This is a genomic window from Paenibacillus planticolens, from assembly GCF_013141725.1.
Lineage (GTDB): Bacteria > Bacillota > Bacilli > Paenibacillales > NBRC-103111 > Paenibacillus_E > Paenibacillus_E planticolens.
Map to the genome: position 1 here is coordinate 65,135 of NZ_WHNZ01000074.1, position 14,350 is coordinate 79,484.

At 49.3% G+C, this 14,350-nt stretch carries 7 protein-coding genes; all 7 read left to right on the plus strand.

All coding sequences use genetic code 11. The features are described 5' to 3' along the window. Window positions 1-51 precede the first annotated feature (51 nt). Window positions 52-933 carry a carbohydrate ABC transporter permease gene (locus tag GC097_RS29145; RefSeq protein WP_171686784.1) on the plus strand — a complete coding sequence of 294 codons (882 nt, stop codon included), beginning with the start codon at window positions 52-54 and terminating at the stop codon, window positions 931-933. 1 nt (window position 934) lies between these two features. Further along, complete coding sequence (locus tag GC097_RS29150; RefSeq protein ID WP_246294527.1) at window positions 935-1,831, plus strand: carbohydrate ABC transporter permease; 897 nt, start codon at window positions 935-937, stop codon at window positions 1,829-1,831. A 48-nt stretch (window positions 1,832-1,879) separates the two neighbouring features. After that, entirely contained in the window at window positions 1,880-3,541 is a 1,662-nt protein-coding gene (locus GC097_RS29155) for a response regulator transcription factor (protein WP_246294531.1), read from the plus strand. Between the two features lie 602 nt (window positions 3,542-4,143). Next, the gene (locus GC097_RS29160; RefSeq protein ID WP_171686786.1) at window positions 4,144-8,655 is read left to right on the plus strand and encodes a DUF4073 domain-containing protein; all 4,512 of its coding nucleotides are present in this window, start codon (window positions 4,144-4,146) and stop codon (window positions 8,653-8,655) included. A 181-nt stretch (window positions 8,656-8,836) separates the two neighbouring features. Then, a complete protein-coding gene (locus tag GC097_RS29165; RefSeq protein WP_171686787.1) occupies window positions 8,837-13,291 on the plus strand; it encodes an endo-alpha-N-acetylgalactosaminidase family protein in 4,455 nt (1,484 codons plus the stop codon). A 493-nt stretch (window positions 13,292-13,784) separates the two neighbouring features. Continuing rightward, window positions 13,785-13,964, plus strand: coding sequence for a hypothetical protein (locus GC097_RS29170; RefSeq protein WP_171686788.1), 180 nt, complete (start codon window positions 13,785-13,787; stop codon window positions 13,962-13,964). Beyond that, complete coding sequence (locus GC097_RS29175) at window positions 13,957-14,127, plus strand: GapA-binding peptide SR1P (protein WP_171686789.1); 171 nt, start codon at window positions 13,957-13,959, stop codon at window positions 14,125-14,127. Before GC097_RS29170 ends, GC097_RS29175 begins: the two co-directional genes overlap by 8 nt. The last annotated feature ends 223 nt before the right edge of the window (window positions 14,128-14,350 follow it).

Sequence of the window (14,350 nt, forward strand, 5' to 3'; positions counted from 1 at the left end):
ACTACCTAGGCGACTGGCATAGTGTCTTCTCTTATATACAGGAGTGATCATATGAATTATCGCATGCAGCAAAAAATCGTTATTTTCTCGTTTTTATTCGTTCCGGTTTCTCTCTTGCTGTTGTTTCTTATCTATCCGACGCTGCAGCTGTTCCGCTACAGTTTCACCAGTTGGGATGGCTACAGCCCGAGCTTCAAGTACATCGGCATCGACAATTATGTCCGAATGCTGTTTGATTTCCCGGAAGCCTGGCATGCCATTAGGAATAACGGCATTTATTTTTTGCTCCATACGGTGGCAATTCCTCTTGAAATGATGACGGCGGTGCTGCTTAACAGAGTGCTGCGGGGAAGTGCGTTCTTTCGTTTTTCCGTGCTGATGCCTTACATTATTAACGGCATTGCTGTCGCTTATATGTTTAGCTACATTTACAATCCCATTAACGGTCCGCTGAATGAGCTGTTGAAGGCTGTCGGATTAGAGTCATGGATTCAAAGCTGGCTGAGCGATTCCAACGTCGTCAATTATTCCTTAGTGGTTGTTTCGCTTTGGCGTTACAGCGGTGTGCACGTCGTTTTATTTCTAGCCGGGCTGCAATCGATTCCTAAGGATCTGTATGAAGCAGCTGAAATTGACGGGGCGAACTTTTGGCAGCAGCAACGGTTTGTTACACTGCCGGGCATCCGTCGCGTGGTGGAAATCATTTTGTTCATGAATGTATCCGGAGCTCTTCTACAGTATGATATTCCGCTCGTTATGACAAACGGGGGTCCGGGCAGCGCAAGCTCAACATTCGGTTTATATTCGCTTCAAACAGCATTTACGTATAACAACTACGGTCTGGCCTCATCGATGGCGGTTATGCTTTTGTTATTAATTATTATATTTTCAGCGCTGCAGTCATGGATCGTGAAAGACAGGAGTGAAGCTTGACATGGAACGTACGCAACTATTGAAACAAACTTACAAGCCGGCGGCGCCGAGCCGGACCCGTTCGATGAGCACGCAGCGATTGATTGGCCATATCGTTTATTATGCGCTATTTCTTCTCATGGCGGCGATCGTCTTCGTGCCCATCCTGCTGGTCGTGTTCGGTTCGTTTAAGACGAATTTGGAACTAGCCGAAACGTCGCCTTTTTCCCTGCCACGAAGCTTTCTCCATATCGACAACTATGTCAGCGCCTTGAAAGAAGGCAACATGGTGCGCGGACTTGGCAACTCGGTGCTGCTCGTCGTGTTGAGCATGCTTGGCAATATGCTGCTCGGTACGATGACGGCTTATGTGCTGAATCGTTTTCAGTTCCGGATGAAAAAAGTGATTCTCATTATGTTTATGGCAGCGATGATCATACCGGCGTACACGACGGAAATTGCCCGCTTTCAGCTCATTCATGCTCTCGGTGTCTATAATACGCTTGGCGCGCCGCTGCTCATTTATATAGGAACTGATATTATGCAAATCTACATTTACATGCAATTTCTTGAAAAGATTTCGGTGCAGCTCGACGAGAGCGCTATGCTGGACGGAGCTTCTTACGTCCGTATTTTCCGCTCTATCATTTTCCCTTTGCTGCTGCCCGCAACGGCTACACTAGCGATACTAAAAAGTGTTACAATTATGAACGATATCTTCGTGCAGCAATTATATATGCCAAGCGCGAAGCTTGCGACACTTGCGACTTCCCTGACGGCGTTCGTCAGTACGCGCAGTTCCGATTTATCACAGCTATGCGCTGGGATTATCATCGTGCTGCTCCCGAGCGCCATTTTTTATATCGTGTTTCAGCGTTATATTTTCAAAGGTCTAATGGATGGAGCTATTAAAGGGTAGCGAAGAGGCAGTGAATTTGGTCATTGGAGGATGAATAGGTTGCTTAAAATGATGATCGTTGACGATGAACCGCTTGTTCGTCTTGCCCTTCAACATATGATCGACTGGCAGAGTATGGGGATTGCCGTTGAAGTCGAGGCTGCTGACGGAGCAGAAGCGCTGGAGATTCTGGAGCAGAGGGACGATATCGATCTGATGCTGCTTGATATCGAGATGCCAAGGCTCAGCGGAATTGAGCTGCTGCGGGCTTTTCCGGCTATTATGGAAAAGCGCAGACCCGTCACGATCATGCTAAGCGCCTATAGCGATTACAGCTATGTGCGAGAAGCTTTTTTGCTCGGCGCTATCGATTTCATCGTGAAGGCCGATATGGATGAGGAGCATCTTGTGCCGGTCGTTCTGAAAGCGATCAGCGAGCTGCATAAGCAAGATTCTCCTTCGAATCCACTTCCGTCAAGCGAAGCGGAGGACGATATCGACGCGAAGAGCGAAATCCTCCGTCAGCTCATCATGCTGGATCCGAGCCAGCAGGAAGATGCTGCTGCTGCCGTTGCAGCGACAGGTATTCACGAATGGCTTGGTGAATCGAACCAGCTGGTTGCCGTGATGACGATTTCCAAAGGGTTGCCGGGCAGCAGGCCGGGGCGTAGTTTGAACGATGCCAAGACACAACGATTCATCAGTCAATCGGTGCAAACCGTCTTGGACGCCATGTCGATCCGGCATTTCATCTATCGCAAAAGTCAAAGCGAATATGTGCTGTTTTGCACGTTAGCCCAATATCGCAGTGAAAGTGTGATACGCGAAAAAGTGCAATCCGCATTTGCCATGATGCAAACCCGGCTCATCCAGTACGTGAACGTGTCGATCGCCATCGGCGTCAGCGAGCTGGCCAGCGGAACGAAGCATTGGTACCGTCTGCACCAGCAGGCTGCGCATTTGGCGGCGATGAGTTTTTACGCCGGTTGGAACAAAGTGTTTTATCCCGAAAGCTGTATGGATCAAGGACGGGGGAATGCCGGTCAGGACCCCATCCGCAAGCTGCAGATGACGCTGAAAGCAACCGGCGCCGGCATCGCCCAACTGCTGGAACAGGATAACGCCGAGCTGTGGAAGCGGGAGTTTGAGCAGATGCAGCTGTTGCTCGGGCAAACATGGGGATGGAGACCTCAGGATGTCCAAGCGGCGCTGGAAGATTTGCTCTGGGAGCTGGGAGGCTTGCTGTATCGCAAAGGCATCCGATGGGACGATTTGGAGCCGGAGCTGCAGCATCCTTTTGAATACCTGAAAAGCTTGGAAACGCTGGAAGAAACGAAGAACTGGCTGAATCGTATTTGCAGCCAATTGCACGGGCAGCTTCACGGAATGGCCAAAGCGGATAGCAGCTACAGCAGCGTTGTGGCGACGGCCAAACAATTCCTTGACCTTCATTACATGGAGGACGTGAACTTAGCGTTAATCAGCGAAATGGTTGGCGTTAGCGAAAGCTATTTAAGCAAGCAGTTTACGAAGGAAGTCGGAAGCAATTTCATTCAGTACTTGACTAATTTGCGCATTGAAGAATCCAAACGTTTAATGAAAAAGAAAGGTTTTAAAATTACCGACATCGCGGAGACCGTAGGCTATTTGAATGTCGAGCATTTCAGCCGGATGTTCAAAAAGACGACCGGATGCAGCCCTAAGCTGTATCGGGAGAACCTGCTGAAGTGAGGGGATAAGTGTATTTTCGTTGAAGATACACTTTTTTTGCGTGCGGATACGAGAGTTGGGTCCGTTGCGGGAGTAGGAGGGAACGCGAGGGATGGGGGGGGGCTATTTGGGGGGGATCGGGCCCCATATGAGCCGGTAAAGGAACGCGAGGGCGCTATTTCAGCGCAATCAGCCCATTGTGCGAGTGAGAGGGAACAGAGGTCCGCTATTTCGCCATTTCAGTCGGAAATGGGCTCCATTTCGCAGAAATAAGACCCTGTGGTTCTCCTTAAGCGGCCGAATCTCCTCTTTTCGCGTAAATAGCGGCCTGTAGTTCCGCTTAGGTGAGGGGGAACCTCAAAGGGGAAGCTAGCGTCAAGGAGAACGTTAGAAATCGTAGTCTTATAAGTCAGCCGAAGTCATTTATTCTTGAATTCGGGATAGGGCCTGTCTTTAATGATACAAAATGTATCTAACGAAACCATCCCCCGCCCTATCAAAACTAAAAAATAGTAAATAAATCGACTATTTGAGTACAATTTTCAATATCTGGAAAGGAAAATTGCTGTTACGATTTGTAGTGTCAGCGGTAAGACCGTACAAAAAACGAAAGGGTGATAGCGATGCACAAGTTTTTGAAGACGCCTTTTAAAAGGAAGGCAATCGTAAGTGTCATGCTGGCAGCTTGCATTTCTTCAGGTTTCACGGGTATTTCAACCTTGGTCCCGTTAGGCACGGCATATGCAGCGACAGCGGTTACCTACACAGGCTCCGCTCCGGCCCCGGCTCATAATTTAGCTTTATGGTACCGGCAGCCGGCAGCGGATTGGGAAACACAAGCGCTGCCAATTGGAAACGGTTACATGGGTGGCATGGTTTTCGGCGGTGTCGATCAGGAGCATGTGCAGTTTAACGAGAAGACACTATGGACCGGGGGCCCACGTTCCAAAGCCGGAGGCGGAAGGGATGGCAATCGGGATGGTGCTGCAGACCATCTGGAAACAGTCCGCCAGAAGCTGGCTGCCGGGGATGTGGCTGGAGCCTCGTCCATTGCCGAGCAATTTTTGACAGGTACATTGAATGATTACCCGCAATTCGGCTATTATCAAAATTTTGGAGATATGTATATGGATTTCGCGCTGCCCGCCTCAGTGACCGTGTCCGATTACAGACGGGAGCTTGATTTGGAAGACGGAATCTCGCGAGTCTCCTACACGCAAAATGGCATTACTTATACGCGCGAATATTTCATGAGCTACCCGGATAACGTGATGGTTATGCGGCTTACCTCCTCTCAGCCAAGCCAGCTGAATTTTGACTTGAGGGTGACTAGTCCGCAGACGGCTCCTTCCATTGTGGCTAGCGGCCAAACGCTAACTCTGAGCGGCAAGCTGGCGGATAATGGAATGGCGTACGAATCCCAATTCCGTGTTAGTACTGAAGACGGAACGGTTACAGCAGGCAGCGGCAACCTGACCGTTGCAGGTGCAAGCACAGTGACCGTCCTCATGTCGGCAGCGACGGATTATGCCAATCATTATCCCGATTATGTCGGTACGGACCCGCATTTAACCGTAAACAATACCTTGGCAGCAGCTTCCGCCAAGACGTATGAATCACTGCGGGCACGTCATTTGTCAGATTATCAGTCGCTGTTCAAGCGGGTATCCCTGAATCTGAACGATCAGACGGCAGCGATCCCGACGGACCAGCTGCTGGCCAGCTACAGAAGCACTCGCAGCAGTGCGCTGGAGTCGCTCTTTTTCCAATACGGCAGGTATCTGCTTATCGCTTCCTCACGTGAGGGGTCACTTCCGGCTAATCTGCAAGGTGTCTGGAATAATTCCAAAACACCGCCATGGGGAGCGGATTATCACACCAATATTAATCTCGAAATGAACTATTGGCCTTCGGAAGTTACCAATTTGAGCGAAACGGCCATCCCTTATGTTGACTTTATTGATTCCTTGCGCGCGCCAGGCCGGGTTACGGCTCAGAAGCATCATGGCGTCACCGGTTCGGGATGGACCATTCATACGTTTACAAGTGTTTTTGGCTATACAGCGCCAGGTTGGGATATTAGCAACTGGGGATGGCAGCCGGCGGCGGGGGCGTTCCTATCCCAACAGCTGTGGGAGAAATATTTGTATACCGGCGACAAAACGTATTTACAGAATAAGCTGTACCCCATTATGAAGGAAGCGGCTGAATTTTGGACAAAAACGCTCGTTACGGATAAGGACGGAACATTGGTATCAACGCCGGGTGTTTCGCCTGAGCATGGTTCGTTAAGCATCGGAGATTCTTATGATCAAGAGTTGGTTTGGCAGTTATTTACGAATTGCATCGAAGCGAGCAATGTGCTTGGCATCGATGCGGATTTCAGAAATGAGCTGATCGACAAACGAAGCAGGCTCTCTATGCCGAAAATCGGAAAGTACGGCCAAGTGCAGGAGTGGAAAGAGGATATCGATGATCCTAACGATCAGCATCGTCATATTTCTCATCTTGTAGGCTTATATCCCGGCAATCTAATCAATAAAGTGACAACCCCTGATCTATTCAATGCGGCCAAAGTGACATTGATGCAGCGAGGAGATGAAGCGACAGGGTGGAGCCGGGCGAACAAGCTGAATTTGTGGGCGCGGATGCTGGATGGCGATCATGCCAAACGAATTTTGGAAGGACAGCTGGATGTCAGCACGAATGCGAATCTGTTTGACGAGCATCCGCCTTTCCAGATTGACGGCAACTTCGGCGGGACATCAGGGATCGCAGAAATGCTTTTGCAAAGTCATACGGGAAGTATAGATTTGCTGCCGGCTCTACCTTCGGCTTGGACCAAAGGAGATGTGAAGGGGTTGAAGGCAAGGGGAAATTTTGAAGTGGACATGAGCTGGAATGGCACCATATTGAAGAGCGCGATAATCACTTCTCTGCATGGAAATGACGCCAAGGTGAAAGATAAGACCTTTACGCATGCGGGACAATTTCAAGTGCTGAAAGCGGCAGATAATACGCCGGTAAGCTACACGGCCAGTGGAGATTCCATTGCATTCCATACAGAAGCGGGGCAAAAGTATGTAATCACGTCGACGGTTTCTCCTCCGCCACTGCCTCCGTCCAATGTGGCATCGCCTGCCCATACGAACACGAGCGTTGATTTGAAGTGGGATGCTCCAAGCAGCGCAGCGAACGTTGCGGGTTATGTCGTTGAAGTTTACCAAGGTGCCAAAAAAATAAATAGCATCGATGTGCCGGGGGGAGGTACGAGTCTTAAGGTAACCGGATTAAGCGCAAACCAGCTGTATCGTTTTGTTGTTTGGTCCAAAGATGCGAATGGAACGCTCTCTTCAACGAGCGGGGAAACGACGGTTTATACATTTATAGGGGATGTTTATCTGCAAAATTTTGATGACGGCATAGTTGGCGGGTGGAAAAAGACGTCAACGACCGGAAGCGCTTCGTTCAGCGTAGAAAACAATGCCTTAAAAGTCGTGGCCGCACCGGTAGCGATCATGGTGGACGATAATGCTCCCGTGTACAAAGATGCCGATTTAGGCATGAAGCTGAAAATTCAAACGGGAACGGGTAGAGTCGGGATGCTCTTCCGGTACAACGATGTGAACAACTATGCCGGTGTCATCTATGATGTGGGCAAATGGCTGTGGTACTACGTGAAGGATGGGACTGAGCATTACGGCGATATCGCATCTTTCTCGGTTACAAATGGCCAAACGTATGACGTTAAAGTGAGCTTCGTTGATACCGATATGAAGTTATGGATCGATGGCAAGCTGATCGGCTCTGCGACAGTTGCAGACATTCCCAATATCTCCGGCAAAATAGGTCTGAGAACGTGGTTCGACAGCAAGGTACTGTACATCGATGATGTCACGTATACGAACACAAGACCATCTACGACGAATCCGGTAACATCGCCAATAAAGGTCGATGATCGCAATCCGGCAGTTGTGTACACGGGTTCGTGGAGCAATTACAACGATGGCGGAGATTACAGCGGTACGGAGAAATATAGCAATACAGCCGGCGATTCGGCGCAATTCACGTTTACCGGAACGTCGATCCAGCTGATCAGCATGAAACAGAGAAATATGGGCAATATCGATGTGTATTTGGACGGCGTGCTGGAACAGGCGGATATTGATTGTTATGCGCCCAGCACGATCAAACAGGTTGTTTTGTATAGCAAGACAGGACTGCCGGCCGGACAGCACACGATTAAAGTCGTTGTAAAAGGAACAAAAAATGCGCAAGCTTCGGATAAAATCGGAGCGATCGACGCATTCGAGTACCTACCAGCCATACCAGCTCCAAGTGTAACGGCCGATGATACGAACAATGTCATTGTGGGCGCAGACGAAACCATGGAGTTTTCCGTAGACAATGGAGTGAGTTACACCAAGTATAATGGGGCTCAAATCCCTGTTTTCAGCGGCGACCAAACCGTTCTGGTACGCGTTGCGGCAGATGCTGCCAACGCAGCGGGATTGACGAAGACGCTGTCGTTTACGGCGAATCCGACTCAATCCATCCGACTAACGTTAAGCGGACCAGGCTCAATAGCAGCAGGCGCTCCATTTACCGCAGCCTATGGGCTGAATCATGTGGAGGGCGTGTATGCACAAGATATAACCATAACGTATAATCCTGATCTTGTGACATTCCTTTCAGCTGAATCTCTCAAAGACGGCTTAGTTCTTGTACAGACAGCTGAAAAACCGGGGCAGGTTCGACTTATCGCGGCAAGTACGAGCGCAAATGCGGCGAATGCCAGCGGCGATATGCTGCTGCTGCATTGGAAAGCCCAATCGATCTTGCATTCTCAGGTCGCAACGATCACGTTAGCTCCTGTGAATGTAGCGAACGGAGCAGGTATTGAAACTTCATTGCCTAGCGGCTCTATGAGTGTACAAGTGACTGTTGATTCCATCATCGGAGATATGAACGGGGATAGAAAAGTGACGATCGGGGATGTTGCTATGGTCGCTGCGGCCTATGGCAAAAAAGCCGGAGACCCGGATTGGGATCAATATAAAGCTGCTGATATCAATAACGACCAAATCGTAGACATCCTTGATCTTGCAGCAGTAGCAGCTAAAATTTTGGAATAACAAAAAACATCAAAACTAGAGCAAAAAAGATCATTTGTATGCGTTTCCAATCAAGTTATGATGAAAGTAGGACAAAAAGAAATCAAGTCATACATCGCGCATCCGATGATACATGTCGTATCATGTCGAAGATTCACGAACGGGAAACAGGGGAACATTATCAGAGAGGGTGAAAGGTTGAATGAAATCCAGGAATCGCAAGTTGAAAAAAAGCGTTACCGTTTCTCTCGCATTGCTTACAGCTCTGCAAATGTATGCCGCAGTCCCAAGCCGTACAGTTCTAGCTGCCGATGGGGAAGCTTATTTCCAAGACTATAACAACGGTCAGATTGGCGGTTGGAAGAAAACGTCCGGCAGCGCCACTTTCAGCGTAGTGAACAACATGCTCAAAGTCGTTACTTCCGGGGTAACTTTGATGGTTGACGACAATTCGCCATCCTATCAGAACGCCGAACTGGAAACAAAACTGAGAGTCGAGAGCGGACAAGGCCGGTATGGTTTCTTGTTCCGGTATGTCGATGTCAATAATTTTGCCGGCGTCGTCTATGACAACGGGAATTGGCTCTACTATTACTATAAAAACGGTGTGGAATCATACGGTACAATTGCTTCCAAGTCGATGTCTACGAATCAAACTTATGATATCAAAATCAGGTATGTCGATTCGGATATCATTTTATGGATCGACGGGGAAAAGGTAGCGGCCGCAACGGTCGGAGGGATGCCATCGGCACCGGGGAAAATCGGGATGAGAACGTGGTTCGACAGCAAAACACTGTACCTCGATGATACCAAATTAACACCTTACACGAAGCCGACGGCTCCTCAGCCGGACCCTAATGCAGTGAACTATGTGCTTGAATCGGGCACCTTGAAAGCGGAAGTGGACAGTACATTCCCACGCGTTGACAACTATGTATGGAAAGCTACGGGCGCTGTCATGAACGGTCAGAAAAATTATTTATACGCCGTGAAAATCAACGGGGAAGAGTATTGGCCGAAAACGACGGCGGTAAAAGCAGGCAACAGCGTCATCTACACGATGAATGTGGAAGAGCTCGCGGTTCAAATGAAGGTGAAATTGGAAGTAGTGGACAATACGCTCGACATGAAGTTCACCGACATTCAAGAAAACGGAACGACAAAAGTGAAAACCATTGAATTCCCGAACCATAGTCTGGTCTCCGTCTCTTCGGCACAGCCGAAAGCGCAGGAGACGGCAGCGTGGTTCACCGGCGAGTGGAATAAAGTATTTGAGGAATACAACGATTTGAAAAATGGGGCGCAAAACTTGAATCCAAGCGGCCGCACATTCGGATTCGTCAATTCAGATAAGCTGGCGGCGACGATTGTCAATAATGTCATCAATGGCAATGATAAAGTGCGCGCGAGTGTAACGGATGCAGCTCCAGGCGAGAAGATTGCATCGCTTGCAAACGGCGCTTGGACATACCGTGAAAGCATGGTCGCTCCGGCTCCGGAGGCGCTGCCTTGGTCCAAAGTCATTATTACGCCAGATGCCAATAATGACGGTGTTGTCGACTGGCAAGACGGCGCCATTGTCTACCGCAGCCATTCGGATATGCCGTACGGAAGCAACATGATTAAAGACAACATTTCATGGATTAGCATGAATATCGCAACGACCGGGATGCCGTTTCTGCGCTCGCTGGACAACGGCAAGAAAATTTCCCATTTGACCGACGGATTCGGCCAAATTGTTCTGCAGAAGGGCTATCAAGCGGAAGGCCACGATGACTCGCATCCCGACTATGGCGGCCACATCGGCATTCGCCAGGGCGGGAAAGAGGACTTCAACTACTTCTTGACCGAAGGCAAGAAGTACAATATTAAGGGCGGCGTGCACATCAATGCCACGGAATACCATTTGGATGCGTTCCAAACGAAGATGGCGAATTTGATCCAACCGCTCAGTAAAGGGTGGGGCTGGCTCGATCAGGCCTACTATGTTGACCAGCGCAAAGACATCGAGTCCGGTGAATTGAAACGGCGTCTCGATATGCTGAAAGCAGATACAGGGGACAATTTGGATTTCGTATATGTTGACGTCTATACAGGAGCAGGCTGGAATGCGAAGAAGCTGTCCGACTATATTAACGGCAATGGCTGGATGCTCGGTACGGAATTTGCAGGTCCGCTGCAAGAACAAGCTGCGTGGGTTCACTGGGGGACAGATCCGGGATACCCGAACCAAGGGGATGACAGCAAAATTGTCCGTTTCATTCGCAACACGAATGTCGACGGCTTCATGAGCGATCCGCTTTTGAAAGGTAACAAACAGTCCGGTGTCGGTTACTGGCAGCCGAATTCGCAGTTCTACAGCTACCAGGAAGTGACGAAAACGTTCTTTAACCAGAACTTGCCGACGAAATATATGCAGTATTTCCCGATCACGAAAATGACGAACGATCGCGTCGATTTTGAAGGCAATGTATCGGTTGCGCGCTCTGCTGCCGACGGCAAAATTCATCTAAGCAAAGACGGCAATGATATCGCCATTATGACAGATTCCAGCAATGTAACGAACAGCACGGTTTTCATCCCTTGGGATCCGGTGAAAGAAGACAAAATTTATCACTGGAATCCAACAGGCGGCAGTACGACATGGAAGCTTCCGGCTTCATGGGGGCAAGTGCAAACAGCGAAGCTGTATAAGCTTACTGACGTGGGCCGTGTGTTGGTTGGCGATGTGAATGCAGCTAACGGTCAAGTAACGCTTACGGCCGATCCGAATGTCGGTTATGTGCTGTACAAGACCGCAGCGCCGCAGGAGCCGGAAACGGTATGGGGCGCAGGTAGCGCCGTCAAAGATCCGGGCTTTGACAGCCATCAGTGGGGGACTTGGAACAAATCGTCATCCGCCGGTACGACGGATCATATCTCCTTCAAGAAAAACAGCAACGCTGACGATTATTTGGAAGTTAAAGGACCGCAAGACGCAAAGGTGCAGCAGGTGATCACGGGACTTGAGCCAGGCAAAACTTACAGCGCATCCGTCTGGGTGAATGTAAACGGAGCGGACCGTAAATCTTCGATAAGCGTGAAACAGGGCGATACGGAAGTATCCAATTACTTGGAAGATACGAAACTGAAATATTTTGCTCCACAGCACAAATACTATAATACGAACTTCCAGCGTGTGAAAGTCAATTTTGACGCGGTGGGCACTACGGCAACGCTTGCGCTTAACGTTGTACCAGGGGATGCAACCGTTTCGTTCGATGATGTGCGGATATGGAAAAATCCTGGAAAAACAGATGCCACAGGTACTGTACTCAATGAAGATTTCGAGAATGTCGATGAAGCATGGGGGCCTTTCGTTTATGCGAAGGCTGGCAGCGTACAGACGCATATGGTAGAAACGAACGGCAATCAAGAGAAATCGTACGTGCTGGATGGCCGCTTCTCGCTGAAAACGAATGAAGGCGGAGCGGGCGAATGGCTGCGCACACTGCCGCAAACGCTGCGTTTGGAAACCAATAAAACGTATCATTTGACGATGCAGGCAAAAGCCGATGTGGCCAATCAGTATACGGTTGCCGTACGTGTGAACGATAACGGGACAATTCGTGATCTTGCGACCAAAACGCTGCCGGCGGGAGCAAGCGCCGTTGACTTGACGTTCACGACAGACAATGCCAAGAATGCCTACCTGGCTATTGTAAAAGGCGCGGACAACAGCAGTGCCGAGCTCGGAGGCCAGCTCGTTGTGGATAACATCCGCGTGACCGATGAAACGGTTAGTGCGGTAACCGGTGTGGTGCTCGACAAAACAGCTGTTTCCGTAGGGGAAGGGCAAACGGTGGAACTGAAGGCTACGGTGCAGCCGGAGAACGCGACGAACAAAAACGTGGCTTGGGCCAGCAGTGACGCAACGATTGCCAAGGTTGAGGTTGTTGACGGTAAAGCCATCGTCACAGGCCTCAAAGCAGGCAGCGCTGCCATTACGGCGACAACGGCAGACGGCAATTTCCATGCAACAGCGCAAGTTACGGTTACGAAGGTGATAACCGTACCAGCGACAACGCTGCTGGTATCGCCGACTACCGTGCAAACAGGTCAAACCTTCACGGTTCGCGTAGGTTTAACAGACGTCACACAAGCCGTTTATGCACAAGATCTGACGATTGCCTACGATGCTTCGCTGATGGAATATGTTTCAGCTGGGTCCGCTCAAACAGGCATCAGCATTGTCTCCAAATCTGATGCATCGCCTGGCAGCGTACGATTCATCGTTGCGAGCCAAGGTGCCGGGCATGCCATCAGCGGCAGCGGCGACGTGCTTGAGCTGACTTTTAAAGCGAAAGACATCTTGCAGCCGGCGGCAGGCCGTATCGCGGTGACGCAGGCGCTGCTCGGAGATGCTATGGGACACGAGACGAGCGCAACGCTCGGATCCGGAAACGTATCCATCGTCACGCCTCCTCCAGGTGTGCCAGGCGATGTCAACGGGGATAACAGAGTATCCATCGGCGACCTTGCGATGATCGCAGCGAACTATGGCAAAGATTCCAGCAGCCCGGATTGGGAGCTTGTGAAGAAAGCCGATGTTACCGGCGATAACAAAATCGATATCGACGATCTAGTGAAAGTGGCAAGATTGATCATCGAATAATTTATCGAATAAGAATCATATTTTGCACCGAGACCCGAAAGAAGGAAGCTTGAATAAAGCTTTCACTTTCGGGTCTTTTTAATTTGAATAGGAGGGTAGGCTTCATTCCATTCCAATCCCGCCCGCATCGGCAGCTGCAAATGTCATTTACACGAACAATTTTGCATGCCGTCACGGCGTTTTTGTTATTTAGAGCATAATGCCCCGTGCGCGGCTAAGGGAACGGCAGGCCACAAGGCTTTTATCCCCCCATTTTCCCTGGGTAAAGGGAACTACGGACTTCTGCTGAAGCCCGGAAAGATGCGGTTTCCGTGATGGTCGATTTAATTTATATATGATGCAATATATAATGAAAATCATTCATTTAAGTGGACTTTCGCCTTTTTATATAAGATAATTAAATATATATTGTACGTTATATGCATATGTGATAATATTATGACATACTAAATAAGGCGAGAGTGATACTGAAGGGAGTTGGGGTTAGCGGTACTTGAAGAACAACATACAGGTCGAAGAAGTCAAGTTGGCTATGAAACATGCGATTGCCGGTCCAATGGGAAATTTCGCTGACTACAATGAATTGTTTACTACGCCAGCTGAGTCATTGACGCGGCATCCTATTTATCCCGTGCGGCACGCACGCAAGAAATGGAGGGAACGGCATGTCTAACTCTAACAGTGTAACACTGGAAGCAGGTGTAGCTGCTTCGAAGAATGACCTGGGCCTAATTATTTGTAAATCTTGCAATCATGTGATTGCATCGCTGCCAACTGACGGATACAAAAAGTTTTATGTAGTGTGCCAGTCGTGTGCGCGCGAAGCAACTAACTAGGAAGCCAACGGAGCATGCGAAGCAGCACACGCGGACGCGATATGAGCTATTGTAATTTGTACTTGGAGAGGAACTATAGACCGCTATTTACTCAAAAAACAACCATTTAGTCCATCAAAGGGAACAGTGATCCGCTATTTTCCCGATTTTAAGCGAAGTGAGGGGCGCGATGGATAAATAAGACCCTGTAGTTCTTCAAGTTTCTTTCAAATAGTCCACATGG